The organism is uncultured Parvibaculum sp. (genome assembly GCF_963975745.1).
Lineage (GTDB): Bacteria > Pseudomonadota > Alphaproteobacteria > Parvibaculales > Parvibaculaceae > Parvibaculum.
This window is the reverse complement of record NZ_CAXBIB010000002.1, coordinates 225,931-251,618: the sequence shown is the minus strand read 5'-3', so window position 1 is coordinate 251,618 and position 25,688 is coordinate 225,931. Positions and strand designations below refer to the sequence as shown.

Genomic DNA, 25,688 nt, shown 5'->3' with positions numbered 1-25,688 from the left:
AAGGGAGCGGAACATGAGTGTCATCGGTGTCGTGGCGACCCTGAAAGTGCAGCCCGGCAAGGAATCCGAATTCGAGAAGGTCTTCGGTGCCCTGCGCGAGAAGGTCAGGGCTAACGAGAAGGGTTGCCTGCAGTATGATTTCTTCAAGTCGAAGTCCGAACCATCGACCTATGTCGTGATGGAGCAATACGCGTCCCAGGCCGACCTCGATGCACACGGCAAAACCGAATATTTCCGTGCTGCCGGTCCGTCGCTCGGTGCCGTGCTCGGCGGTGCGCCGACGCTGCTCTTTCTCGACAAGGTGTAAGCGGGAAATATCATGGATCTTTCGTTCAGCAAGGAAGACGAGGCATTCCGTCAGGAAGTCCGCCAGTTCATCGCGGAGAGCTACACGCCCGAAATGCGTGCGAAGCACGCACGTTCGAAACATGGCTACATGGACAAGGAAAACCATGTGAAGTGGCAGAAGGCGCTGGCGAAGAGAGGCTGGCTCGCGCCCAACTGGCCAACCGAATATGGCGGACCGGGCTTCACCGCCTCTCAGAAATATATCTTCGACGTGGAGATGGGCCGCGCTGGCGTGCCGCACACTATTCCTTTCGGGCCGACCATGGTGGCGCCTGTCATCATGAAGTTCGGTACGCCTGAACAGAAGAAGCGCTTCCTGCCGGACATCCTCGAAACCAATGTGCTGTGGTGTCAGGGATATTCCGAACCGGGCGCGGGTTCCGACCTTGCCTCGCTGCAGACAAAGGCCGAGAACAAGGGCGACCACTATCTGGTCAACGGTTCGAAGATCTGGACCTCGGTGGCGCAATGGGCCGACTGGATCTTCTGTCTCGTCCGCACCTCGAAGGAGGGTAAGCCGCAGGAAGGCATTTCCTTCCTGCTGATCGACATGAAGACGCCCGGCGTCAAGGTGGAGCCGCTGGTGCTGCTCGATGGCACGCCAGGACCGCATCAGGAAGTCAACCAGGTCTTTTTCACTGATGTGAAGGTCCCGATCGAAAATCGCGTCGGTGAGGAGAACAAGGGCTGGACCTACGCCAAGTACCTGCTCGAATTCGAGCGCGGCAATCCTTATTCTGCGGGTCTTTATCGTGGTCTTGACAAGGCCCGGAAGATGGCCAGGGAGACGATGGTCGATGGCGGCGTACTTGCTGACGATCCGGAATTCAAGGCCCGTGTCGCCGATCTCGAGTCGCAGATCGTCGCGATGGAGTTTACGGAACTGCGCATCTTCTCCGCGCTCTCGACCGGTGGAAATGTAGGTCCGGAATCCTCGCTGCTGAAGTGCCGCGGCACGGAAATCCAGCAGGCGGTCTCGCAGCTCGCGGTTGAAGTGCTCGGTCACTACACCATCCCCTTCGTGGAGGATGGCATGATCGAGACCAACGAACCCGACATCGGACCGAAAAACGCCTTCACCGTTGCGCCTTACTATTTCTCGCTGCGCAAGGCGTCGATCTATGCGGGCTCGAACGAGGTCCAGCGCAACATCATGGCGAAAGCAGTGCTCGGCCTTTGAGCACCGCCGTCAATCTGACGATCAGGCAAGCGAGCGCCGGAGACATTCCGGCGCTCGCGCGCGTTTGGCACGACGGCTGGCATGCAGGCCATGCGCAGTTGACACCGGATATTGCGGCCGGACGTCCATTTGAATTTTTCGAGCAGCGCATGGAAGGCGGGGATTGCGATTGCATCGTCGCCTGCGCCGGCAGCGAACTTGTCGGCTTCATACGCTGGGAGGGCGACGGCATCGCGCAGGTTTTTGTGCTGCCTGCCTGGCACGGCCGGGGCGCCGCGCCGCTGCTGCTTGCCGCCGCCGAAGATGAACTGAAGCGGGCAGGGCACAGCCGCATCTGGCTGCAATGCCAGGTTGGAAATGCGCGCGCGCGACGTTTCTACGAGAAATACGGCTGGTGCGTCACAGGCGAGGTCGGCACCGAAATCGGCACAATGGAGGGCCGCATGCCGCAACTTGTCTGGCGGATGGAGAAGGCCCTCTAGCGCGGCGGTGCCTTCTCCGCTTTCGTTCGCCCATAGGCCTGCGTGATCCGGTCGAACACGATCGCGAGTGCGACGATGGCGATGCCCGCCGCGAGCCCGCGCCCGACATCGAGCCGCTGGATGCCGAGTAACACTTCCTCGCCGAGACCGCGCGCGCCGATCATCGAGGCGATCACGACCATCGACAAGGCCAGCATCGTCGTCTGGTTGATGCCCGCCATGATGCTGGGGAGCGCCAGCGGCAGCTTGATGTCGAAAAGGAGGCGCCATCTGTCGGCGCCGAGATCTGCGGCGACTTCGACGAGCTGCCGGTCCACCGTTCGCAAGCCGAGATCGACAAGCCGGATCAGCGGCGGCGTCGCGTAGATGACCGTCGCGAAGACGGCGGGTACCTTGCCGAGACCGAACAGCATCAGCGCCGGGATCAGGTAGACGAAGCTCGGCATCGTCTGCATCGCATCGAGCACGGGCAGCATGATTCGCCGCCCGGGATCGCTCGACGCCATCGCAATGCCGAGTGGCAGCCCGATCAGCACCGTGATGAAAGCTGAAACGAGCATCAGCGCCAGCGTCTGTATCGCAAGATCCCAGAGCCCCAGCATGCCGATGAGAAACATCAGTGCCGCCAGTGCAACGGGAAGCACGATCCGCCGCGAGGCATGCCAGGCGGCGCCGGCGATTGCCAGAATAATGATCCACCAGGGCAGGAAACCAAGCGCCGATTCCAGCGCCACGATGACGGCAAGGAGCCAGCCGCTTGCCGCGTGGAAGGCATTGCCGTACTCGGCAACGAAGCTCTTCATCGCGAGATTGACCCATTGCTCGAGGGGAAATTCGAGCGCCGCCGGAAAACTTTTGGCCACTGCTTCCTTTTCGCCGGTCACGCGATCCGCGATCTCGGGCGCCAGCCATTGCTGCCAGACATCGGGCCGCGTCTCGATGAAGTGAAGCGCGGCGTCACGCGCGGATACTTCCTCGTTCGCCTGCATATAGGCAAGCGCCTCGCTTACCATCTGTCCCGTGGTCTCATAGGATCGCAGGAAGGCGGAAATCTCGGGCGCTTTCTCCACGAAGTCGGCATTTGCGCCGATAATCACCTCAACGGTCGGGAAGGCGACGGGCGGATTGCGCGCGGGATCTGCGTTGAAAGCGTTCCACGCCGCTTCGGACCAGGCTGGCTCTTCAAGCTTCACGAGATCGAAGGCGCCGAGAACCCATGTCGGACCCCAGTAATAGGCAACGACAGGCTCGCCCCGCTCATGGGCGGAGGCGATGGCGGCGGCGAGCGCTGCGCCGGTTCCGGGCCGGAAGTTGGTGTAGAACCGGTCGAGCCCATATCCCTTGAGCTTGCGGGTGCTCTGCTCCTCGCAGCTCCAGCCGAGAATGCAATTGTAGAACCGTCCCTTGTCCGGCTGCTCCGGATCGCGAAAGAGCGGCGCATGTTGTTTGAGATCGGAAACCGAGCGAAGGCCAGGTGCCATGGGTTCGATGCCGCGCGCCGCGTCGCCCTCGATCACATAGCGCGGCACATACCAGCCCTGCACGGCGTCCGGAAAATTCGTGCCGAGCGAAACCACGGTCCCCGCTTGCAATGCGTCGTTCCACGGCTCGGTAACATTGTCGCGCCAGACTTCCATCAGCACGTCGATGTCGCCCCGCCCAAGGCCAGTGATAAGCGGCAGCGTTGAGCCAGGCAGCACATCCGTGTCGCAGCCATAGCCGCGTTCGATGATGAGGCGCGCAAGTTCTGTATGAAAGGCGTTGGAATCCCAGTCGAGCCCGCCAAACATCACCGGCCGGTCGATCTCGCAAGTCGCCGCGGCGGCGGAAGCGGAGGAAACTCCGCCGGTCGCAAGAAAAAGGGCCGCAACTGCGAAGAGGAACCGGATCGGCATTCCAGCACTATAGGGATCGCATTTCCGCTTTGCCAATCCGGTATGGCCGAAGAAAAAGGGGAACCCGGAAGGTTCCCCTTTGCACGTCCCTCCGGTACGGAGACTTACTTCCCGCCGGTTGCCAGCTTGAAGAACTTGCCCGTTTGTTCGCCGCCCATATGGAAGGGCGTCGCATTCGAGAAATCGGAAATCTTGCCCCAGTTCTCGGCAACCTTTTCGGCCGTCAGGCCTTCGCGGCCGAGGAAGATGCCTTCGGCTTCTTCCATCCGCGCCGCGGCAAAAACGCCGGCGCCGGCGCAGAGGATCATGCCCGTCGGCGCGTCTTCCGAGACGAGGAACATCACCCCTGGCGACACGCTGTCGGGCGTCAGCATCTGTTCGGCTTCCGGCGGCATCAGGTCCGAGGTCATGCGCGTATAGGCGACCGGCGCCAGCGCATTGCAGTGAATGTTGTTCTTCTGGCCCTCGAGCTTCAACGTGTTGATGAAGCCGACAACGGCAAGCTTGGCTGCGCCGTAATTGGTCTGGCCGAAATTGCCGTAAAGCCCCGTCGACGACGCGGTAACCACGATACGCCCGTAGTTCTGGGTCTTCATGATTTCCCAGACGGCTTTGGTGGGCTTGACGGTGCCCATCAGATGCACATCGACGACCAGCTGGAAATCTTCCATCGTCATTTTCGAAAATGACTTGTCGCGCAGGATACCGGCATTGTTGATCAGGATGTCGATGCGTCCCCATTTTTCCATGGTCTGCTTGACCATGTTGTTGACGCCTTCGTCGTCGGTGACCGACGAACCGTTGGCGATCGCCTCGCCGCCCAGTGAATTGATTTCCTCGACCACTTTCTTTGCAGCTTCCGATGAGCCGCCGGCGCCGGTCCGGTCGCCGCCGAGATCGTTGACAACCACTTTGGCGCCGCGCCGTGCGAGTTCCAGTGCATGGGAGCGGCCGAGGCCGCCGCCCGCACCGGTGACAATGGCGACCTTGCCGTCAAATCGAATGCTCATGGGTATTTCTCCAGTTGAACTGTCGGCCGTCGATCGGCCGAAAGGAAAGGGGCCGTATTTGTCCCACACCACTTATCGGGAGGGGGTAATGGCCGTCCCTGCGAAAACTGGGGGGACTTTGTGCATGAGAGGGGGGCGGGGGTCAAGGGAACGAAATGCCGCTGAAACAGGGGCTGGCCCGTTGCGCTGCGATGACCCCGACCTATGATGGATGTGCCCGCCCGTCCCTTCCCAAAGAGACCGCTTCATGCCCCTTTTGTCCCTTCAGAGTGCCCTGGGTCTTGCCACGATTGTCGGTCTTGCCTGGGCCTTGAGCGAGAACCGCCGCGCATCGCGCCGGCGGCTCCTGAAGGATGCGGCTGTCGCTATCGGGCTGCAATTGATCCTGGCACTGGCGCTGCTGAAAGTAGCGGTGGCGCGCGATGCGATGCTTGGGCTCAACAGTGTTGTCGAGGCACTGATGGCGGCAACGGGCGCGGGAACCAGCTTCGTCTTTGGCTATGTTGGCGGGGGCGATGCACCATATGAGATCGCCCATCCGCAGAACAGCTTCGTGCTGGCCTTTCAGGCGCTGCCGCTGGTGCTCTTCATGTCGGCCCTGTCGGCCCTGCTCTGGTACTGGCGCGTCCTGCCGGTCATCACGCATGGCTTCGCCTTTGTGCTGCGCAAGACCATGGGTATCGGCGGCGCGGTCGGTCTCTCGTCGGCCGCGAATGTCTTCGTCGGCATGGTCGAGGCACCGCTGCTGGTCAAACCCTATCTGGAACGGCTGTCGCGAGCCGAACTCTTTGCGATGATGACGGTCGGCTTGGCGACGGTCGCTGGCACCGTACTCTTCCTCTATGCGAGTATCATTGCTTCTGTCGTGCCGGGCTCACTTGGTCAGATTCTGACTGCTTCTCTGATTTCGTTACCCGCTGCACTCCTGATTGCGCGCCTGATGATCCCGGAAGAACAGGACCGGATGCCGACGGGCGTCGGCAATGACGCGCCGGCCGTGGAATACGAGAACAGCATGGACGCGCTGACGCGGGGCACCTTTGACGGGCTGAGCCTGCTGCTCAATATCATCGCCATGCTGATCGTGATGGTGGCCCTCGTGGCGCTGGTCAACATCCTGCTTGCCCTGTTGCCGGATATTCGGGCCGAACCGCTCAGTCTGCAGCGCATTCTGGGTTGGGCCTTTGCGCCGCTGGTCTGGTTGATGGGCGTGCCGGTGTCGGAGGCTGCTGCCGCCGGCCAGATCATGGGGACGAAGACCATCCTCAACGAGCTTCTCGCCTATATCGCTCTCGCAGGGGAGGCTGGCGCCACGTTGAGCGACCGTTCGCGCCTGATCATGGTCTATGCGCTGTGCGGTTTCGCCAATCCGGCAAGCGTCGGAATCATGATCGGCGGTCTTGCCGCCATCGTTCCGTCGCGCCGATCGGAAATCGTCGAACTGGCGCCGCGTGCGCTTGTGTCCGGTACGCTCGCGACCTCAATGACGGGCGCGGTGATTGGCCTCATTACCTGAATTCCCGAACAGACGAACAGAACGGAGGGGAATCCGATGAAGCTCTACAATTCGGCCATGCCGGCGCCCAATCCGCGCCGCGTACGCATTTTCGCTGCCGAAAAGGGTATAGATCTACCAGTCGAGGAAGTGTCGCTGATCAAGCGCGAACACAAGTCCGACGAATACCGGCAAAAGAACTCACTCGGCCAAACGCCGGTACTTGAACTCGACGACGGCACGACCATTTCAGAGAGCGTCTCCATCTGTCGCTACCTGGAGGAGACGCATCCGGAGAAACCGCTCTTCGGACGCACCGCCCTCGAACGTGCACAGATCGACATGTGGTTGCGCCGCGTCGAGTTTGCGCTGATGGGGCCCATTGGCAATTTCTGGCGCCATGCGCATCCCTTCACGGCCAAGGTCATGAAGCAGTTCAACGATTTCGGCGAGTCGAATCGCGAAGCAACTGCCGCTGCATTCCGCTGGCTCGACCGCGAACTGGCGGGTCGCGACTTCATTGCCGGCGACGCCTTTTCGGTTGCCGACATCACGGCGCTTTGCACGGTGGATTTTGCGAAGTTCGCCGGCCTTGAAATGCCGGACGAGGCAGGCAACCTGCGTGCTTGGCATGCGCGCGTCTCGGCACGGCCGAGCGCTGCGGCCTGAGAGAAAGAAAGGCGGCGTCCACGGGGTACGGAATGGACGCCGCCCAACGTTTTCCCGTGCTCGACAAAGCCTGGGTGAAACGTGACCGGCGAGCTTTCGACCCGTCGGCTGAGAGGGAGAATGGCGTTTTGAACCTGAACGCAGTCTGAACCGGGAAAAGTGCAATTTGCGCCTATGCATCGCTCGGCTAATTCGTAAAATAAATTTACTAATTGAGGGGGGCGGAGAGAAGTCGATGGATTCGCATGACGGCGAAGCGGCGGCGCGTCTGACCCGTTGGCAGCTTGTCGCCTACGGTCAACTGGTGATGCCGCTGGCGGTCATTGGCCTGCCGGTGGCCGTCTACATCCCGCCTTTCTATTCGAGCACACTTGGTCTCGACCTTGCCGCTGTCGGCTTCATCCTGATGCTGGCCCGCATCACCGACGTCATCACCGATCCGCTGATCGGCCGTCTGTCCGACCGTACGTACACGCGCTGGGGCCGGCGCCGGCCCTGGGTCGCAGCCGGTGTACCGCTGATGGTCCTATCGGCGCTGATGCTGTTCGTGCCGCAAGGCGAGGTCACCAACCTCTATCTGCTGATCTGGATCGCCGCGATCTATTTCGGCTACACGCTGATCACCATTCCCTATGGCGCCTGGGGCGCGGAGCTCTCCGGCGACTATCAGGAGCGTAACCGCATCACCGGCAGCCGCGAGATCTTCTTGCTGGTCGGCCTGCTGGTCGCGATCACGGCGCCTATTATCGGCGCTTATATGAGCGGTGAGGCAAGTGACACCGAAAGCGGTGCCGCGAGCCGTAGCGCCGTCGGCGTGCTGGGCTGGCTGACGGCCGGCCTCCTGCCGCTTTGCGCCTTGATAATGTTCTCCTCGGTACCGGAGCCGAAAGTGCCGGTGACCGACACGATTTCGTTCCGCCGCGGGCTGCGCGTTGCGATGAGAAACGGTCCCTTCCGCATCGTGCTCTTCAGTTCGATTTTCGGCGCGCTGGCCGGCTCCATCAACATCGGCGTCGTGATCTTCTTCTTCGATCATGTAGCGGGCATCGGCGCTGCCGGAACAATCCTGATTTTCGTCCTCTTCCTCGCCGGCGTTGCCGGGTCGCCATTCTGGGTCTGGATGGGCGGCCGTGTTGGCAAGCACAAGGCCATCGCGATTGCCGGTTTGGCCTCGATGTTTGCCTTCATGCTGGTACCGGCGGTCATCTATCTGATCAAACCGGTCGCGCCCGAGGCCGTCTTCTGGTGCCTGCTGGCAATCAATGTTGTGCAAGGTCTCGCACTCGGCGCGGCCCCCATTCTTGGCCCGTCGATCATGGCCGACGTCGTCGATCTCGACACCATCAAGAGCGGCGAGCCGCGCGCGGCCTTCCTGTTCGCCTTCCTCGGCATGGTCCGCAAGACCTTCGAGGCGATGGGTGTGGGCCTCGCGCTGCCCCTCCTCGCCTGGGCCGGCTTCAACGCCCAGTCGAAGGACAATTCGCCGGAAGCGCTATTCGCGCTGCTGGCCATGTATTGCATCGTGCCACTCATCCTCTGGTTGATCTCGATTGCCATAATCCTGCGCTATCCGATCACCCATGAGCGCCAGCGGCGCTTGCGGGCGGGGCTGGAGCGGCGATTGGCACGGCGGCGGGCCACTCGGCCTCAACCGGCCGATTGACCCAAGAGCGGCTTGACCGTAGATTGCGGCACCATAAACTGATAAATTGTCAGAAACAGAAATCGGCAAGGAAACGGTCAATGGCCTTGGAACATTTCGACGTGCTGGTCGTCGGCGCGGGTATCTCGGGCATCGGTGCGGGCTACCACCTGCAGACCTACAGCCCGAACCGGAGTTACGCCATTCTTGAGGGCCGCGAGCGGCTCGGCGGGACATGGGACCTCTTCCGCTACCCCGGCATCCGCTCCGACAGTGACATGTACACGCTCGGCTATTCCTTCCGCCCTTGGAAAGAGGCAAAGGCCATCGCCGACGGCCCCTCGATCCTCAACTATCTGGAACAGACGGCGCGCGACCACGGCATAGACCGGCACATCCGTTACCGCCATCAGGTGAAACGCGCCGCCTGGTCGACAGACACCGCGACCTGGACCGTTGACGTCGAGCGTGGTCCGGAAAAGGAACTGGTGCAGTACAGCTGCAATTTCCTCTTCATGTGCAGCGGCTACTACAACTACGCGGAGGGCTACACACCTGAATTTGCCGGCGCCGACCGCTTCAAGGGCGACATTGTCCATCCCCAGTTCTGGCCGGAGAATCTCGACTACAGCGGTAAACGCGTCGTTGTGATCGGCAGCGGCGCCACCGCTGTGACGCTGGTTCCCGAAATGGCGAAGACGGCGGCGCATGTCGTCATGCTGCAGCGTTCACCGACCTATGTTGTCTCGAGACCCGAGGAAGACCGGATTGCCAACTGGCTCCGGCGACGTCTACCGGCGATGATGGCCTATGGCATCACGCGCTGGAAAAATGTGCTGCTGGGCATGTATTTCTTCAACATGTGTCGCAAGAAGCCGGACCGCGCCAGGGAATTCATTCTGAAGGGCGTACGCGAACAGCTTGGGCCCGACTACGACGTCGATACGCATTTCACGCCGAAATACAACCCGTGGGACCAGCGCCTGTGTCTGGTGCCGAACGGCGATCTGTTCGAGGCGATCAAGAAGGGCGACGCTTCGGTCGTCACCGATCACATCGACAGCTTCACCGAAACTGGCATCAAGCTGAAATCGGGCAAGGAACTCGATGCCGACGTCATCGTGACCGCGACCGGTCTCAAACTGCAATTGCTGAGCGGTCTTGAAGTGACGGTCGACGGCAAGCGGATGGATCTGTCGAAGACCTTTGCCTACAAGGGCATGATGTACAGCGACGTGCCGAACCTCGCTTCCGCCTTCGGTTACACCAACGCCTCGTGGACGCTGAAGGCCGATCTGACCTCGGCCTATCTCTGCCGCCTGCTCAACCATATGGAAAAGACCGGGCTGCGGCAGGCGACGCCACGCGTCACCGATCCGGCGCTGGAGGAAGAGCCTTGGCTCGATTTCACCTCGGGCTACGTGCAGCGTTCGATCGACGAATTCCCGAAGCAGGGAACAAAGGCACCGTGGAAACTTTACCAGAACTACGCCCTCGACATCGTGTCGCTGAAATTCGGCAGCATCGAGGATAGCGCGATGGAATTCTCGAACCCCGCACCGCGTGAGCCGCTGAAAATGGCGAGCTGATCGGGCGCAAGAACATCTGAGATTGAAGGGCAGGGGACGGAAACGTCCTCTGCTTTTTTATGTCCGCGCATTGCAGCGCTTGACAAAGCGACTGCGCGCGCCAATACTTTACCGCATGGTTAAGTATAAAGAAGCCGTTCTCGATCGGACTTTCGCGGCGCTTGCCGACCCTACGCGACGCGCGCTGCTCGTCCGTCTCGAAGGGGAGGATGCCCTGACCGTGAGCGAACTCGCCAAGCCGTTCAAGATGTCGCTGCCCGCCGTGATGAAACATCTCGATGTGTTGTCCGATGCCGGTTTGATCGAGAAAACCAAAATCGGGCGCTCCGTAACTTGCGAGCTCAACGCAGGGCCCATGGAGGAAGCGATGCAGTGGCTGATCCGCTATCAGCGCTTCTGGTCCGGCGCGCTCGACAGGCTCGCTGCATTTCTGGAGGAAGACCAATGCCCGCCAACGCCAACGTCGAAGATCGTTCAACTCCCGCGGCGCGGCCGAGCCTCACCCTCAAAAAGCGGCTCCGGGCGACGCCCGCCCGCGTCTACGCCGCGTGGACGGACGCCGCGCAAATGATGCAGTGGTTCGGGCCCGAGAATGTCGTGATGAAGGAGGCTGAATGCGATCCGCGCGTGGGCGGCCGTTTCCGCGCCGTGATGATCGAGAATACCGGCGACCGCCACGAGGTCGGTGGCACCTATCTCGAACTGGTGCCGAACGAAAAGCTCGTCTTCAGCTGGTCATGGATCACGACGCCAGAACGCGAGTCGCAGGTCACGGTGACGCTGAAATCCGATGGTGACGAAACGATCCTGACGCTGCATCACGCGCAATTGTTCGACGAAGCGTCGCGTGCTGGCCACGAGCGCGGATGGACGGGCTCGCTCAATAAGCTGGAGGAGTTCTTCGCGTAATGTCGGCGCCGACTGCCGTGTCTATGCGCTGAGTAAGGGGAAATCAGATGACCTATGTTGACGGATTTGTACTTGCCGTTCCGAAGAAAAACGTCGACGCCTACAGGCGTATGTCGCGCAAGGCCGGCAAGATCTGGATGGAATATGGTGCGCTCGAGTACAAGGAGTGTGTCGGCGAGGATCTCGACATCAAGGGTGTGCTGACCTTCCCGAAGGGTATCAAGGTAAAAAAGGGGGAGACTGTCGTCTTCGCCTGGATTTCCTACAAGTCACGCGCTCATCGCGACAAGGTCAATGCGAAGGTGATGGCCGATCCGCGCCTCGCGAAGATGCCCCACCCGATGCCTTTCGATCATACGCGCATGATGTATGGCGGGTTCAAGCCGATCGTCGATCTCTGATCTCGAAACTGGGAGGAGGACAAAGATGGAACAGCAAAAGATCGTCTCTCGCGACGAATGGCTCTCGGCCCGAAAGGCACTGCTGGCCGAGGAAAAGACGCTGACGCGAGAGCGTGACCGCGTGGCCGCGCTGCGCCGCGATCTGCCATGGGTGAATGTCGAAAAGGATTACGTGTTCGAGACGCCGACTGGAAAGCGCCATTTGATCGATCTCTTCGGGCCGCGCAGCCAGCTCATTGTCCAGCATTTCATGCTGACGCCAGGTTCCGATCACATCTGTCCCGGTTGCGCGCTCGGTGCCGACCATGTCGATGCGGCACGACAGCATTTCGAACAGGCCGATCTTTCCTATGTCGCTATCTCGCGGGCCACGCTGCCGGAAATCGAGGCCGTGAAGAAGCGCATGGGCTGGCGCTTCGACTGGGTCTCCTCGCACGGCACCTCGTTCAACTATGACTTCGGCGTCTCCTTCACACCCGAGCAGGTGGCGAGCGGCAATGCCGGTTACAACTACGGCACGTCTCCCTATGCCCTTGAAGACCTGCACGGCATGAGCGTCTTCGCGCGTAACGAGGCCGGCGATGTCTTCCACACCTATTCGACCTATGCGCGCGGCTCGGAGACCATCGTCGGGGCTTTCAATTATCTTGACATGGTGCCGAAGGGCCGCAACGAGAGCGGCACCATGAGCTGGGTCAAGCTTCACGACGAATATGAAAGCACCGGCAATGCCGGGTCCTGCTGCGCGGCGGAGTAGCGCCTGCGCTTCCGCTTTGTTCGTGCGTATCGAAGGAGAAATCCAATGAGGCTTCCCGCCCGAGAGATCACCTCGTGCCTCTGGTACGATTCCGAGGCCGAGGAGGCCGTAAACTTCTACATGTCGGTCTTCAAGGACGCGAAGATGGGCAGGATCGCCTGCTATGGCGAGGAAGGACACGAAATCCATGAGCGCGAGACCGGCTCCGTCATGACGGTCGAGTTCGAAATCGCCGGCCGGAAATTCGTCGCCATCAATGGCGGTCCGAGTTTCAAATTCGACGAGGCGATCTCGTTCCAGATCCATTGCGACACGCAGGAAGAGATCGATTATTTCTGGTCGAAGCTCTCCGAAGGCGGCGAGGAGAGCGTCTGCGGCTGGTTGAAGGACAAATTCGGCCTGTCCTGGCAGGTGGTGCCGGCCGTTCTGCCCGAAATGCTGCTCGATGCCGACACCGTGAAGTCGCAGCGCGTCACGAAGGCCTTCATGCAAATGAAGAAGTTCGACATCGAGGCGTTGAAACAGGCCTGCGCCGCATAGGGATTTTCCTGCGCCATAAAAACCCGGGAAAACCCCGGTTGAAAATTGAATCCGGAGGGCCCATCTTCCGGGCCCCACCGTAAATCGGTCTTGTGAGTCGGAAACGGCGCCCCATGCAGCCCATCATCTCCATCGCCAGTCTCTCGAAGACCTATGCCGGCGGCTTTCAGGCGTTGAAGAATGTCGATCTGGAAATCCGCAAGGGCGAAATCTTCGCGTTGCTGGGTCCGAACGGTGCCGGCAAGACGACGCTCATAAGCATTGTATGCGGCATCGTCAATCCGGGCGGCGGCCGCGTGCTGGCGGGCGGCCACGACATCGTGCGCGATTTCCGCGCGGCCCGCTCGCTTATCGGCCTCGTGCCGCAGGAGTTGACGACCGATGGTTTCGAAAGCGTGCTTGCAACGGTAACGTTCAGCCGCGGCCTTTTCGGCAAGGCGCCAAACCCGGGCTACATCGAAAAGCTGCTGCGCGACCTGTCGCTCTGGAACAAGAAAGACGATCGCATCATGACGCTCTCGGGCGGCATGAAGCGCCGGGTGATGATCGCCAAGGCGCTGAGTCATGAACCTGAAATCCTGTTTCTCGACGAGCCGACCGCCGGCGTCGATGTCGAACTCAGGCGCGACATGTGGGAGATGGTCCGCCGCCTGCGCGAAAACGGCACCACGATCATCCTGACGACGCACTACATCGAAGAAGCCGAAGAGATGGCCGACCGCATCGGCGTCATCAGCAACGGCGAAATAGTATTGGTGGAGGAAAAGAACGCGCTGATGGCGAAGCTCGGCAAGAAACAGTTGACATTACACTTGCAGACGCCGATCGAACATGTGCCTGAAGGGCTCAACGGCTACAAGCTCGACCTCGCCGAGGGTGGCGGCGCGCTGGTCTACACCTTCGATGCACAGAGCGAGGATACCGGCATCCCGGCGCTGCTGAAACGCCTCGGCGATCTCGGTATCGACTTTCGGGATTTGCAGACCAGCCAGAGCTCGCTGGAAGACATCTTTGTCAGCCTCGTGAGGGCGCGGCCATGAACCTTTATGCCGTTCGTGCGATCTACACCTTCGAAATGGCGCGCACCTTTCGTACGCTGCTGCAAAGCATCGTCTCTCCGGTCATCTCGACCTCGCTCTATTTCATCGTCTTCGGCGCCGCCATCGGCTCGCGCATCACCGAGATCGACGGCATTCCCTACGGTGCCTTCATCATTCCCGGCCTGCTGATGCTGACCATGCTGACCGAAAGCATTTCCAATGCGTCGTTCGGCATCTACATGCCGAAATACTCGGGTACCATTTACGAAGTGCTCTCGGCGCCGATCTCCGGTCTCGAAATTGTCATCGGCTATGTTGGTGCCGCCGCCTCGAAATCGATCATCCTCGGCGTCATCATCCTGGTCACCGCCAAGGCTTTCGTCGACTACGAGGTCGCGCACCCGTTCTGGATGCTGTCCTTCCTCGTGCTGACTGCCCTTACATTCAGTCTTTTCGGCTTCATCCTGGGCGTCTGGGCCGACAGTTTCGAACGGCTGCAGCTCGTGCCGATGCTGATCGTGCTGCCGTTGACCTTTCTCGGCGGGAGCTTTTATTCGATCACGATGCTGCCGCCCTTCTGGCAGACGGTGACGCTGTTCAACCCGGTGGTCTATCTGATCAGCGGCTTTCGCTGGGCGTTCTATGGTAGCGGCGACGTCGGCCTCGGCGTCAGTCTGGCCATGACCGTCGGTTTTCTCGCACTCTGCGTTGCGGCGCTTGTCTACATCTTCAGGACCGGCTACCGGCTTAAGGTCTGATCAGAGCGGCCAGACCAGCAGCAGCATCGGCACGCCGACGGCGACCACGATGATCTCGAGCGGTAGTCCCATGCGCCAGTAATCGCCAAAACCGAAGCCGCCGGGGCCGAGGATCAGCGTGTTGTTCTGGTGGCCGATCGGTGTCAGGAAGGCGCAGGATGCGCCCACGGCGACGGCCATCAGGAAAGGATCGGCGCTGGCGCCCAGCTGGTCCGCCGTTCCGATGGCGATCGGACACATCACGGCGGCTGTCGCCGCATTGTTCATGAAGTCCGACAGGGTCATGGTCACGATCAGGATCAACGTCAGCGCGATCACCGGATGCCCCTGAGCAAGCGTTTCGAGCATTGCGTGGGCAATCAGATCGGCTGTCCCCGTCGTTGCCATCGCACCTGCCACGGGAATGAGAGCGCCGAGCAGGACGATCACGGGCCAGTCGACGGCATTGTAGACGGTTCGGGGCGAAATCACGCGCAGGGCCATTGAGGCGAGTACGCCGCCCGCAAACGAAATGGCGGCAGGGACGAGACCAAAGGCGGCACCGCCGACAGCCACCGCCATGATGCCGCTCGCAGTCAGGGCCTGTCGTGGTTCAGGGATGCGCAGTGCCCGCTCGGCCAGTGGCACACAGCCGAAATGTGCGGCGAATTCGTTCAGCGATTCCTGCCTGCCTTGCATCAGCAAAACATCGCCGGGCCGGACCGTCATGGTGCGCAGCCTGGCCATCGAACGTTGCCCCTGCCGCGAAACGGCGAGAAGATTGATGTCATAGCGTGTGCGCAGGCGGATATCGGAAGCGGATCGGCCTGCGAAGGTGGAGTCGGGCAGAACGGCCAGTTCCATCAGGACGACGTCATCGGACTGAATCGCCTTGCGGCGCTTTTCCTTGGGATCCTCGTCGTCAGCCGAATCCTTGTCGGCGTCATGGCGTTCTGTATCGTCGCCGTTCTTCTCGTCCTCGCCGGAGTCATCCTCGTCAGTCTTGCGAACATCCTCTTCCAGCTTGAGGCCGAGTGTGGACAGGGCGGAGACAAGACCTTCGGGCTCCGCTTCGATGACCAGGATGTCGCCGCGCGTCACCTCACGAAAGGGACTCGGCGCTGGAATGCGCACTTCATTGCGCACAAGGCCGATCACCTGCGCGTCAGCCTCTTCCAGAACCTTGTCGATCTCGCGCAAGGTCATGCCGGCGGCCTTGCTCTTTGCGGTGATGCGCGCTTCGGTCAGGTAGGCGCCGGTCTCGAACCCTTCCGCGCCGGCACGCTCACGCACCGGAACGAGCCAGCGGCTGAAAATCACCACAAAGATCACCCCGGCTGCCGCGACGGCCAGCCCGACAGGCGCGAAATCGAACATGGCGAAGCTGCCGGCGCCGGCTTCGGCGCGAAAGCCCGATACGATCAGATTTGGTGGCGTACCGATCAGCGTGGTCATGCCACCAAGGATCGAGCCGAAGGCCAGAGGCATCAGAACCTTGCCAGGGGGCAGATTCTGCTTGGCGGCGACCTGGATGGCGACGGGCATCAGAAGTGCCAGAGCGCCGACATTGTTCATGAAGGCCGAGAGAACAGCCGCGAGGCCGGTCAGGGCGGCGATGGTTGTCAGGGCACCTGTCGATTGCGGCAAGGCGACCCGCGCAAGGGCATCGACCGCTCCGGACTGTTGCAATCCGCCGCTAAGAATGAGAACGCAGGCAACCGTAATCACTGCAGGATGGCCAAATCCCGCGAACGCGGCCGCATTGGGCACAAGTCCTGCCAGCACACAGGCGAGCAGCGAGGCCAGGGCCACCATGTCGTGACGCCAGCGTCCCCAAACAAACATCGCCACAGTGCCCGCCAGGATGGCAAGGATGACGGCCTGGTCTTGAGTCATGATCGGGACATCCGTTGGGAGGGCCTGAGGAACGCGCTCCGCGAATCCTACACGACCCTGCGCTGCGGCGTCGCGTCGAATTGTGCCGATCGCGCAGTGATTGTCAGTGCGTCCGGATCGAAATCGTCGACGCCGATGACCATGCGCACCAGCCTGTCCGTTTCCTCAAGTGCCGCGGTTTCGGCGGCACTCAGGGCCTCGCCCTTGCGCTGCCGCTGGCGTACAGCGGCCGATTGGTCAACCTGTATGAAAGCACGATCCAGCATGGCGACTTCATCGTTCCCCCGAGGCCGATAAATGCCACCGGTCAGACGGTCGCGGGCCGATGATGGGGCCAGAAGGATTTCCGCGCATTCCGCGGCGAGCGCATCGGAGGGCGCGCGCCGCCGGACGCCGTAGGGAAAGATCACGGCGCGCATGGCGATTGCCAGAAGCCGGTTCGGGAAGTTGGCGAGGAATCGATCGAGGCTCTGCTCGATGCGACGGAATGAGCTTTCAAGCGACAGGCGCGCGAATGGCAGGTCGGCGCTCTGGCGCCCGTCATGTTCGTATCGGGCAACGACGGCGGAGGAAATATACAGTTCACTCAACACGTCGCCGAGACGGGCCGAGAGATTTTCCATGCGTTTCAACGCGCCGCCGAGAGAAATCAAGGTCACTTCGCTGACAAGCGCCAAGGCCGCCGAGTAACGAGCGAGACGCCTGACATCCGCCGTCAGAGGGCCTGCATCCGGCACGGATGCGGATCGGCCTGCGGTCAGGGCCCGCAAGGTGGCCCTGCCGAGCGTCGCAACAACGTGGCCGACATGCTTGAAGATGACGCTGTCGAAGGTCTTGAGACCGCGCAGCTTGTCCTCGTCCTGCGCCGCCTCCATTTCGGTCAGCAGATAGGGGTGACAGCGGATGGCACCCTGGCCGAACACGATCAGGCTGCGTGTCAGGATATTGGCGCCTTCGACGGTGATGCCGATCGGAATGGCACGATAGGCAGAACCCAGATAGTTTTTGGGGCCTTCGCAAATACCTTTGCCGCCATGCACGTCCATAGCGTCGTTGACGGCAGCGCGCATGCGCTCGGTTGCGTGATACTTCATGATTGCCGATATGACGGCCGGCTTCTCGCCAGCATCGATCGCCTGGCAGGTGAGCCTTCGTGCTGCTTCGAGTTCATAGGCCACGCTGCCGATCCGCGCCAGTGCTTCCTGGACGCCCTCGAACCTGCCGATCGGCAGCCCGAACTGTTCGCGGATACGCGCATAGGCACCTGTCGTGTAGGCGGCAAACTGCGCGCCGCCGGTCGAGAGGGCGGGGAGCGATATTCCGCGCCCGGCGGCAAGCGCGCCCATCAGCATGCGCCAGCCATCGCCGACGCGCGCCGGCCCGCCGATCACCCAGTCGAGCGGGATGAAGACGTCCTTGCCTTCGATGGGGCCGTTCGCAAAGGCAAGCATGCTCGGGAAGTGCCGCCGGCCGATTTTCACGCCTGCGGTGTCGGTCGGGATCAGGGCAACGGTAATGCCGCGCTCCACATCGTCGCCAAGCAGACCGTCCGGATCGCGCAGCTTGAAGGCAAGTCCCATCACAGTCGCAACCGGCGCCAGCGTGATATAGCGTTTGGAAAAATTGAGGCGGATACCGAGCGCCTGCCGGCCATCAATCTCGCCGTGGCACACAATGCCCTCGTCCTCCATGGAGGCAGCGTCCGACCCTGCTACCGGACTGGTCAAGGCAAAGCAGGGAATTTCCTGACCGCGCGCCAGCGGTTCCAGATAGCGTTTCTTCTGTGAATCCGTTCCGTACATCATCAGCAGCTCGCCGGGCCCGAGCGAATTGGGCACCATGACCGTCACCGCTGCGGTGATGCTGCGCGTCGAAAGTTTGACCACGACGGCCGACTGCGCTGCAGCCGAAAAGCCAAGACCGCCATATTCCGTCGGGATGATCATCCCGAAGAATCCCTTGTCCCTCATGAAGGTCCATGCATCGTCCGGCAATGCGAGATCGGTCGAAATGCGCCAGTCGTCGAGCATGCCGCACAATTCTTCCGTTTCATTGTCGAGGAAGGATTGCTCGCGTCCGCTGAGAACCCCGGGCGGCGCGGAGAGCAGGCGGGACCAGTCCGGGTTCCCGGAGAACAGTTCGGCGTCCCACCACACCGTGCCGGCGTCGAGCGCGGCGCGCTCTGTTTCCGATATGGGCGGAAGCACACGCCGAACGAAACCCAAAAGTGGTGCGCTGACGAGTCTTTGGCGAAGCGAAGATGTGATCATCGCGTGTCTCCTTTCCTGCCGTCATGCACTCTGCATATCGACCGATCAAGACCCCGGCGCCCCATTCAAGCCTCTACTCAACTCTTTTGTACGTCAAGCATTCGCCGGACAGGTGCCCGCGCCGATTTAGCTGCGGCTGACGGCCTGCCAGTCCGTTCCGAAATGCTTGGCCAGGTCTTCGAGACCCTTGGCCGACGAGATATGAAGATCGCGCTGCGGAAATGGGAATTCGATGCCATTGGCCTGAAAGGCGTCCCAGATGGCGAGGCGGATTTCGCTGGAGACGTTCACGATTCCCTTCTCCGGGTCGAGCACCCAGATGCGTAGTTCCAGGTCGACGGAGGATTCGCCGAAATCGACCAGGCGGGCCTGTGGCCTGTGCGTCTCGTCCTGCAGCACGCGCGGCAGCGTCGACGCCGCCTCGACCATCAGCGCCATCGCCTTGCGGACGTCCGATCGGTAGGAAATGCCGACACCGATCCGGATTCGGATAGCCCGATTGCTGTAGGACCAGTTGATGACCTGTTGTGTGATGATGTCTTCATTCGGAATCAGATATTCCTTGCCGTCGCGCGTGGCAACAGTGACATAGCGCGCGCCCATCCTCTCGATCCATCCATAGGCATCGCCGATTTCGATTACGTCGCCTGGTTTGAGCGAGCGGTCGAGCAGGAGCATGATGCCGCTGAGCAGATTCGAGACGACCTTCTGCAACCCGAATCCGATACCGACCCCGACCGCACCGGAAAATATCGCAATGGCCGTCAGGTCGACGCCGACGGATGTCAGTGCGACGACGATGGCCGCAACAATGAAGGCAATACGCAGTATCTTGACGATGAGAACACGGGCTGCTGCTGAAATACCCTCAAGATGCGTCATGCGGTCGTCGACGAGGCGCAGCACGAAATTGGCGGTAAGAACGAATATGCCGAAGAGAACGACGCTGTTGATGATCCCGAGCAGGGATATCCGGAATTCACCCGCACTGAACGAAACCGAATCGAGAAGCAGATAGAGAGGCTGCAGGAATCCAAGCAACGCTAGCGCAGTAATGCTCCAGATGATCGCAGCGATCAGCGAGGCCCATCCAGGTTGGCGGATCAGACTTGTTGCCAGCCGGATGACAACCCATGCCGTCAAAAGGTTGGCGGCAATCCGGATGATTTCGCCCGGAAGGCCAAATGCTTGGACAACGCCATAGACCAGCCACACGACGATGGCGGCGGCCAGCGCGGGAATGACGAGGCGCAAGTGCGCAAGTGCCGCGGACAGGGCCGGGCCTGTCAATCCGCGTCCGGTCAATCTGTCGACATAGGAAGCAAAGGCACGTCTTGACGCCAGTCCGACGGCAAGCAGGACAAGCAGCGCGCCAAGCTGCGCGAATACTGGCCACGTAATCAGGTAGTTGGAAGCGGAATCCGAGACGAGTTCGAGGACATCTTCGAGATTCGGCAATGACGATACTGGTTCCCCGTCGACGCTCATGTCCGTGCCACCTTTCCGCGTCATCTTTTTTGTTCAAAGACAGACAGCCTCTATACTAGGCCGGCATCCGGATATCGGCCAGTGCATCCTGGATGAAGTTGCATCGATGTCTGAACAATCAGCGAAGGGCGCGGACGGTAATGGCGGATATCTCCGGGACTGCAGGCCCTGAACAAACGATTCGCGTTCAGCGCCAACGCCTCCGCCTGCGTGCATGGGTCAGAAGCCGCCTCTGGGCGCAGGTCGTTGCCGGCATGCTGGCAGGGCTTGCAGCAGGTGTCGTGCTGAGCCCGGACATGGGCATCTTGTCGCCGGTAGTTTCGGAGGACCTTGGCAGATGGCTCGCGCTGCCCGCGCAGATATTTCTCGGGTTGATTGCGATGGTGCTTGTCCCGCTGATCTTTGCATCGATTGTCGGTGGATTGACCGGCGCACGGTCAGGGGCGGAGTTGAAGTCGATAGGCGCGCGTTTCGCCGTTTTCGTCGTCCTGACGACCGTCGCGGCCGCCACAACCGGCGTCATGCTGGCAAACTGGTTGAAGCCGGGCGAGCAAATCGTTTTGTCGGTTGGTTCCGCGTCAGAAGAAAGTCGTGCTGACGTTGATGGAGGCGGCACGGCCGTAGCGACGGTTGGCGTCAACGATACCGCCGGAAGTCCGTTTTCGGAGATGAAGGGCCCGGACATCATTGCGGGTCTGTTGCCGACCAATCCGATGGCCTCGATCGCACAGGGTGACATGCTGGCGGTGGTTGTCCTGGCGCTTCTGCTCGGCCTGGCGGCCGCGCAGGTCGATCGGGCCAAGGTCGAACCCTTTCTGCAGCTTCTCGACGCGCTTCTCTCGGTATCGATGACCATCGTCAAATGGGCGATGTTTCTGGCGCCTTTTGCGGTATTCGGCTTGATGGCACAACTCGTCATGCGCATCGGATTGGAGACCCTGGTCGGCCTCTCGGCCTATGTCGGCACCGTTCTGCTGGGTCTTGTCATATTGATGACGCTCTATCTTTTCATTGTAACGGTGGCCGGGCGGCTGTCGCCTGTCCGGTTTCTGACAACGGCAGGCGGAACCCTGCTTCTGGCCTTTTCCACATCGAGTTCCTCCGCGATCATGCCCATGAGCATGGCAACGGCACAGCGGCTGGGCGTGCCGTCGGCGGTACGAAATCTGGTTGTTCCCCTAGGCGCGACGATGAATATGGCGGGGACGGCTCTTTATCAGAGCGTCGCCATATTGTTCCTTGCACAGATGGCAGGCGTCGATCTCAGTATGTCGCAGACGATTCTGCTTGTAGCGACGCTGGTGGCCGCTTCGATCGGCGCGCCGGGCACGCCGGGCGTGAGTATCGCGATCCTGATAAGCGTTGCCGGCAACTATGGCATCCCGCTTGAGGGCATGGTGATTGTACTGGGCGTCGATCGCCTGCTCGATATGTCGCGGACGACGGTCAACGTTGCCGGCGATCTGGCCGCCTGCGTCGTTTTGCGAAACGCGGCCGGTGAGGAGCCGGATGTTGCGGCGGCCGTCTGACCGGCGCCGGGAGATGGCTGCCAGGGCGTGATTTACGTTCTGTGCATCGCCTCCGCAAGTAGCTCATAGGAGCGGATGCGGTCGCGCTGGTCATAGGTAATTGTCAGAATGACGAAATCGTCGACCCCGTGGGCCTCCCCCATCGCCAGCAGTCTTGCGCGCACTTGTTCCGGCGTGCCGGTGATTCCACGCTGTTCGATGGCACGCAGCATGGTCCGATCCTCGTCGGTATAGGGATAGGCGAGCGCCTCTTCGATGGACGGGAAGGGGCCCGCGCGATTTTGCAGTAGCTGCATGACCCAGAGATTGCGTGAGGCAGAAATCCGCCGTGCCTCTTCTTCCGTTTCCGCCACCGTCACCGATACGGCAAGGGAGCTGCGCGGTGACGAGAGGTGGCGTGAGGCGCGGAAGTTGCGACGGTAGATTTCAAGCGGCTGCGTGCCGGCATCCTGGTTGATGAAATGAGCGAAGCAGTAGGCCATGCCGAACTGCGCCGCGATAATGGCGCCGTCGCCACCCGATCCGAGCATCCAGAGATCGGGCATGCCGGGGCCGCGCGGCGTGGCGTGGAGCCCCGTATAGGGATGATCCGCCGGAAAGCCACCAGCTTCGCCGGCCAGTCCTTGCGAATCCTCGAGGAACTGGGTCAGCAGTTCGACCTGCTGCGGAAAGACACCGACATCATAGGCCTGCGGGCCGGGTTGCAGCGCACGCGTGGTGCGTAGGTCGCCGCCCGGCGCGCGACCGAGGCCCAGATCGATGCGGCCTGGATAGAGTGTTTCGAGGAGGCGAAAGCATTCGGCGACCTTGAGCGGACTGTAGTGCGGCAGCATCACGCCGCCGGAACCCACACGGATACGCGAGGTGGCGCCGGCAACCGCAGCGATCAGGACTTCGGGCGCCGAGCCGGCGAAAGACGAAGTGTTGTGGTGTTCCGCAAGCCAGTACCGGCTGTAGCCGAGCCGTTCGGCATGGCGCGCCAGGTCGATTGTGTTGGCAATGGCCTCGGCCGCCGTACCGCCTTTGCGGATCGGCGATTGGTCGAGGACGCTGAGCGTGACCACGATAGGCCTCCTAACCGATCGGCTTTTTCTTGACCCGCTTCACGATACCCGAAAAGTTGAGCAGGATGCGCTCCTCGGCGCCGTGCCCGGTGAAGACCTGCCCGCGCAGGAAGACCATGCTCCCCGTATTCCTCACAATGTCGCCCCGCGCCTCGATGAATTCGCCGGCGCCCGCCGCTGCGGTGAATTCGCCATTGAGCGACAGCGTGACCGACGGCCCTTGAAGCACCGATCGGCCAATGGCGAAAAGCGAGAAATCGGCAAAGGTCAAAAGCAGGCCGCCATGCAGAAAACCGCCGCCGTTGCAGTGATGCGGTTTGGCCTCGAAGGCGCTGGTTACACACCCGTCTTCATGCTGGCGGAAGTAGAACGGCCCGGCATGGTCCTCGAATGGGTCATGCCCTTCCCATGTCTCATATCCGGAAAGCCGGCCGCTTGCCTCGCTGTTCATCGATAGACCCGTGTGTTGTGATTTTCGGAATGCGCGTTTCTATCAGGAAGGCCGGATTTTCCAAGCCCACCTCTTTTCCACAACATTGATAAGGAGATTCACACTCCGTTAGCAGCTTGGGGAGCACTCTTCTCCTTGGCGCGGCGACAACCGCATTCAGGCAGGGCGATGGCCGGATGGCGCAATCCATGAACGACTTCAAGACCCTCATAGAGCCCGCTGTTGCGGAGTCGGTCGGGTTTCGGCGTCTGAAGGAACTTCAGGAGCCGCTCTGCATCCATATGCTTGAGTACTGGAAGAGCGTGCGTGGTGCGCGTGCCATGCCCCGGCCCGACGATATGGATCCGATCAGGTTTGCCCGTTTCATGCCCAACCTGCTGATGCTGCAGGTCAATTGGGAGCCCTTCGATTTGACCTATCGCCTTCTTGGCGAGGATATCGTTGCCGCGCATGGTGCCAATTTCCGGGGCCGGCGTGTCCTCGATGTCGACGAATACAAACAAGGATTCGGCACCACGCTTTTTGAATTCTACAAGTACGTGGCCGAAGCCGGGCGACCTTACGCCGCAGCGGGGAGCATGGAATATATGGGCCGTGGCCATGTGACTTTCGAAGGCGTCTACATGCCGCTCTCGATCGCAGGTGAACGTGCGGACAGGATTCTAGGCGCATCGGTCGCACGGTCTGTTCCGGGCTCCTGAAAAGCATCCTTTTTGACCGCCCGGCCTTGAATGGCCTAAATTCCCGCAGCCTTATCACTGACCTGCGGGAACCCCATGGCCCTCGACGCCGAAACACGAGAACAGCTCATTTCTTCCGTCCGCCGTTTTGTCGACGAGCGCCTGCGCCCGATCGAGGACAAGGTGTCGGAAACGGACCAGGTGCCCGAAGAAATCGTGCAGGAAATGCGCGACCTCGGTCTCTTCGGTATTTCGGTGCCGGTCGAATATGGCGGCCTCGGCCTGACCATGGAAGAAGAGTGCCTGCTGATGTTCGAACTCGGCCGCACCTCGCCGGCCTTTCGCTCGGTCATCGGCACCAATGTCGGCATCGGCAGCCAGGGCATCGTGATGCATGGCCGCCAGGACCAGAAGGAATACTGGCTGCCGAAAATCGCCAGCGGCGAGATCATAGTCAGTTTTGCATTGACCGAACCGGAGGCCGGCTCCGACGCCGCCTCGCTGAAGGCAACGGCCATTCGTGACGGCGATCACTACATCGTCAACGGCACCAAGCGCTACATTACCAATGCCAACAAGGCGCATGCCTTCACGCTGATGGCGCGCACCGACCCGAAGACGCCGGGCGCGAAAGGCGTTTCGGCCTTCGTCGTGCCGCGCGACCTGCCGGGCATCCATGTCGGCAAACCCGAAAAGAAGATGGGGCAGCAAGGCGCGCATATCTGCGATGTGATCTTCGACGACGCGCGCATCCCCGCTGATTGTCTGCTGGGCGAGGAGGAGGGCAGGGGCTTCGTCACCGCCATGCAGGTGCTGGAACGCGGCCGTCTGCATATCTCGGCTGTCTGCATCGGCGTTGCCGATCGCCTTGTCGAAGACAGCGTCAGATATGCGGCCGAGCGCAAGCAGTTCGGCGCCCCTATCGGCGACCTGCAGCTCGTACAGGCGATGCTCGCGGATTCCAAGATGGAGGCCTATGCCGGCCGTTGCATGGTGCTCGACGCCGCCCGCCGCCGCGACGCGGGTGAGAACGTCGCCACCGAAAGCTCCTGCTGCAAGCTCTTCTGCTCCGAAGCCGTCGGGCGCATCGCCGATCGCGCGGTGCAGGTGCATGGCGGCGCCGGCTATGTAGCCGACTACGGCATCGAGCGTTTTTACCGCGACGTGCGCATCTTCCGCATCTACGAAGGCACAAGCCAGGTCCAGCAGGTCATCATTGCGCGCAATCTGCTGAAGGCGGTGAACTGAGCGCCATCTCGCACAGATGAGCGGAGGGGCGGCAGGCGCCACCGGCCCTCTTCATTCTGTCGACTACCGTCGTGTTCGTCGTCGCCACACTGACCGGTGAGGCGCCGAGCTTGTCGATGTCGCGCAGTTGAGCCGGCGCGTTGTGCGTCACCGCGCCGCACGCGCGGAGGCGGGCCGCGCTTTGACATGACGGTTCCCGTGCCGATACTGACCGGAAAACAGGGGGTCGGGTGGCACCGCGGCAACAGGCACAGCGGCAAGGTTCGAGAGTCTTCCGGAAGTCCGGTGGGCTGTCTGTTGTTGCGCGCCTCGTCGTTCTGTTGGCCGCCGTTTCGATTCTTCTGCCGGGCCTGTCCGGCGTCCTCGTC

24 protein-coding genes and 1 pseudogene are annotated in these 25,688 nt (G+C 61.2%); 17 read left to right on the top strand and 8 right to left on the bottom strand.

All coding sequences use genetic code 11. From position 1 onward, the window contains the following. The first annotated feature begins 13 nt into the window (after nucleotides 1-13). Genes AAC071_RS02760 through AAC071_RS02750 form a run of 3 tightly spaced genes read left to right on the top strand, consistent with a single transcriptional unit; the run spans nucleotide 14 to nucleotide 2,010 of the window. Nucleotides 14-307, top strand: a complete 294-nt coding sequence (locus AAC071_RS02760; protein WP_339829752.1) for a putative quinol monooxygenase — start codon at nucleotides 14-16, stop codon at nucleotides 305-307. Nucleotides 308-319: 12 nt separating this feature from the next. Next, nucleotides 320-1,528, top strand: a complete 1,209-nt coding sequence (locus tag AAC071_RS02755) for an acyl-CoA dehydrogenase family protein (RefSeq protein WP_339829750.1) — start codon at nucleotides 320-322, stop codon at nucleotides 1,526-1,528. Beyond that, the gene (locus tag AAC071_RS02750) at nucleotides 1,525-2,010 is read left to right on the top strand and encodes a GNAT family N-acetyltransferase (protein WP_339829748.1); all 486 of its coding nucleotides are present in this window, start codon (nucleotides 1,525-1,527) and stop codon (nucleotides 2,008-2,010) included. Before AAC071_RS02755 ends, AAC071_RS02750 begins: the two co-directional genes overlap by 4 nt. On the opposite strand, the gene AAC071_RS02745 is transcribed toward AAC071_RS02750, so the two are convergent. From AAC071_RS02745 to AAC071_RS02735, 3 genes and pseudogenes are all read right to left on the bottom strand, one after another. Next, nucleotides 2,007-2,813 carry an ABC transporter permease subunit gene (locus AAC071_RS02745; protein WP_339829853.1) on the bottom strand — a complete coding sequence of 269 codons (807 nt, stop codon included), beginning with the start codon at nucleotides 2,811-2,813 and terminating at the stop codon, nucleotides 2,007-2,009. The two genes, AAC071_RS02750 and AAC071_RS02745, sit on opposite strands and share 4 nt — an antisense overlap. 144 nt (nucleotides 2,814-2,957) lie before the next feature. After that, nucleotides 2,958-3,800 (bottom strand): annotated as a pseudogene (locus tag AAC071_RS02740) (ABC transporter substrate-binding protein); the annotation flags it as partial. A gap of 209 nt (nucleotides 3,801-4,009) precedes the next feature. Continuing rightward, nucleotides 4,010-4,915: an SDR family oxidoreductase gene (locus AAC071_RS02735; protein ID WP_339829746.1), complete on the bottom strand. Its 906-nt coding sequence runs from the start codon at nucleotides 4,913-4,915 to the stop codon at nucleotides 4,010-4,012. Nucleotides 4,916-5,162: 247 nt separating this feature from the next. Here AAC071_RS02735 and AAC071_RS02730 point away from each other — a divergent pair, with 247 nt between their 5' ends. The 11 genes from AAC071_RS02730 (at nucleotide 5,163) to AAC071_RS02680 (ending at nucleotide 14,715) form a co-directional block, all read left to right on the top strand. After that, entirely contained in the window at nucleotides 5,163-6,431 is a 1,269-nt protein-coding gene (locus tag AAC071_RS02730; RefSeq protein WP_339829745.1) for a nucleoside transporter C-terminal domain-containing protein, read from the top strand. A 36-nt stretch (nucleotides 6,432-6,467) separates the two neighbouring features. Beyond that, on the top strand, nucleotides 6,468-7,079 hold the full coding sequence (locus AAC071_RS02725) for a glutathione S-transferase family protein (protein WP_339829743.1): 612 nt from the start codon (nucleotides 6,468-6,470) through the stop codon (nucleotides 7,077-7,079). 235 nt (nucleotides 7,080-7,314) lie between these two features. Next, on the top strand, nucleotides 7,315-8,742 hold the full coding sequence (locus AAC071_RS02720; protein WP_339829741.1) for an MFS transporter: 1,428 nt from the start codon (nucleotides 7,315-7,317) through the stop codon (nucleotides 8,740-8,742). Nucleotides 8,743-8,822: 80 nt separating this feature from the next. Next, nucleotides 8,823-10,310, top strand: a complete 1,488-nt coding sequence (locus AAC071_RS02715) for an NAD(P)/FAD-dependent oxidoreductase (protein WP_339829739.1) — start codon at nucleotides 8,823-8,825, stop codon at nucleotides 10,308-10,310. Nucleotides 10,311-10,425: 115 nt separating this feature from the next. Next, entirely contained in the window at nucleotides 10,426-10,881 is a 456-nt protein-coding gene (locus AAC071_RS02710; protein WP_339829851.1) for a metalloregulator ArsR/SmtB family transcription factor, read from the top strand. Continuing rightward, entirely contained in the window at nucleotides 10,878-11,219 is a 342-nt protein-coding gene (locus tag AAC071_RS02705; protein ID WP_339829737.1) for an SRPBCC domain-containing protein, read from the top strand. Before AAC071_RS02710 ends, AAC071_RS02705 begins: the two co-directional genes overlap by 4 nt. A 47-nt stretch (nucleotides 11,220-11,266) precedes the next feature. Beyond that, nucleotides 11,267-11,620, top strand: coding sequence for a DUF1428 domain-containing protein (locus tag AAC071_RS02700; protein WP_339829735.1), 354 nt, complete (start codon nucleotides 11,267-11,269; stop codon nucleotides 11,618-11,620). A 25-nt stretch (nucleotides 11,621-11,645) separates the two neighbouring features. Continuing rightward, entirely contained in the window at nucleotides 11,646-12,377 is a 732-nt protein-coding gene (locus AAC071_RS02695) for a thioredoxin family protein (RefSeq protein ID WP_339829733.1), read from the top strand. 45 nt (nucleotides 12,378-12,422) lie between these two features. Then, nucleotides 12,423-12,917 (top strand): VOC family protein, encoded by a 495-nt coding sequence (locus AAC071_RS02690; protein WP_339829731.1) that lies wholly within the window; start codon nucleotides 12,423-12,425, stop codon nucleotides 12,915-12,917. Between the two features lie 113 nt (nucleotides 12,918-13,030). Continuing rightward, on the top strand, nucleotides 13,031-13,957 hold the full coding sequence (locus AAC071_RS02685; RefSeq protein WP_339829729.1) for an ABC transporter ATP-binding protein: 927 nt from the start codon (nucleotides 13,031-13,033) through the stop codon (nucleotides 13,955-13,957). After that, nucleotides 13,954-14,715: an ABC transporter permease gene (locus AAC071_RS02680; RefSeq protein WP_339829727.1), complete on the top strand. Its 762-nt coding sequence runs from the start codon at nucleotides 13,954-13,956 to the stop codon at nucleotides 14,713-14,715. The genes AAC071_RS02685 and AAC071_RS02680 overlap by 4 nt, the downstream gene beginning before the upstream one ends. Here the strand turns inward: AAC071_RS02680 and AAC071_RS02675 are convergent, their stop codons facing one another. The 3 genes from AAC071_RS02675 to AAC071_RS02665 form a co-directional block, all read right to left on the bottom strand. Further along, nucleotides 14,716-16,590, bottom strand: coding sequence for an SLC13 family permease (locus AAC071_RS02675; protein ID WP_339829725.1), 1,875 nt, complete (start codon nucleotides 16,588-16,590; stop codon nucleotides 14,716-14,718). 47 nt (nucleotides 16,591-16,637) lie between these two features. Continuing rightward, entirely contained in the window at nucleotides 16,638-18,860 is a 2,223-nt protein-coding gene (locus AAC071_RS02670; protein WP_339829723.1) for an acyl-CoA dehydrogenase, read from the bottom strand. Nucleotides 18,861-18,986: 126 nt separating this feature from the next. Then, complete coding sequence (locus AAC071_RS02665; protein WP_339829721.1) at nucleotides 18,987-20,348, bottom strand: mechanosensitive ion channel domain-containing protein; 1,362 nt, start codon at nucleotides 20,346-20,348, stop codon at nucleotides 18,987-18,989. 140 nt (nucleotides 20,349-20,488) lie between these two features. Here AAC071_RS02665 and AAC071_RS02660 point away from each other — a divergent pair, with 140 nt between their 5' ends. Beyond that, nucleotides 20,489-21,877 (top strand): dicarboxylate/amino acid:cation symporter, encoded by a 1,389-nt coding sequence (locus AAC071_RS02660; protein WP_339829719.1) that lies wholly within the window; start codon nucleotides 20,489-20,491, stop codon nucleotides 21,875-21,877. A gap of 32 nt (nucleotides 21,878-21,909) precedes the next feature. On the opposite strand, the gene AAC071_RS02655 is transcribed toward AAC071_RS02660, so the two are convergent. Together AAC071_RS02655 and AAC071_RS02650 are read right to left on the bottom strand one after the other, a co-directional pair. Continuing rightward, entirely contained in the window at nucleotides 21,910-22,941 is a 1,032-nt protein-coding gene (locus AAC071_RS02655; RefSeq protein ID WP_339829717.1) for an LLM class flavin-dependent oxidoreductase, read from the bottom strand. A 10-nt stretch (nucleotides 22,942-22,951) separates the two neighbouring features. Next, a complete protein-coding gene (locus AAC071_RS02650; protein WP_339829715.1) occupies nucleotides 22,952-23,392 on the bottom strand; it encodes a hotdog domain-containing protein in 441 nt (146 codons plus the stop codon). Between the two features lie 188 nt (nucleotides 23,393-23,580). Here AAC071_RS02650 and AAC071_RS02645 point away from each other — a divergent pair, with 188 nt between their 5' ends. After that, nucleotides 23,581-24,093: a PAS domain-containing protein gene (locus AAC071_RS02645; protein ID WP_339829713.1), complete on the top strand. Its 513-nt coding sequence runs from the start codon at nucleotides 23,581-23,583 to the stop codon at nucleotides 24,091-24,093. Nucleotides 24,094-24,168: 75 nt separating this feature from the next. After that, complete coding sequence (locus AAC071_RS02640) at nucleotides 24,169-25,320, top strand: acyl-CoA dehydrogenase family protein (protein WP_339829711.1); 1,152 nt, start codon at nucleotides 24,169-24,171, stop codon at nucleotides 25,318-25,320. The last annotated feature ends 368 nt before the right edge of the window (nucleotides 25,321-25,688 follow it).